Below are 208 nucleotides of genomic sequence, written 5' to 3' on the forward strand. Positions count from 1 at the left end.
GGGCGCGGGCGGGCGGGCGCGCGGGGGGGGGGCGGGGGGTGGGGGGGGGGGGGGGGGGGCGCGGGGGGGGGGTGGGGGGGCGTGGGGTGGTGGTGGAGGGGGGGCGGGGGGGGGGGTGGCGGGGGGGTGGGTGGGGGCGGGGGGGGGGGGTGGGGGGGGGGGGGGGGCGGGGGGGGGGGGGGGGGGGGGGGGGGGTGGGGGTGGGGGG

Annotated in this window: 1 protein-coding gene; it reads left to right on the top strand. The window is 93.8% G+C overall.

Annotated elements, in window-relative coordinates; translation table 11 throughout:
- Window positions 1–208 (top strand): hypothetical protein (locus tag CWB72_RS21230; RefSeq protein ID WP_212747922.1); only part of this gene is annotated, 208 nt, incomplete at both ends.

Origin of the sequence: Pseudoalteromonas phenolica, from assembly GCF_005886345.1 — a bacterium.
Classification (GTDB): domain Bacteria; phylum Pseudomonadota; class Gammaproteobacteria; order Enterobacterales; family Alteromonadaceae; genus Pseudoalteromonas; species Pseudoalteromonas phenolica_A.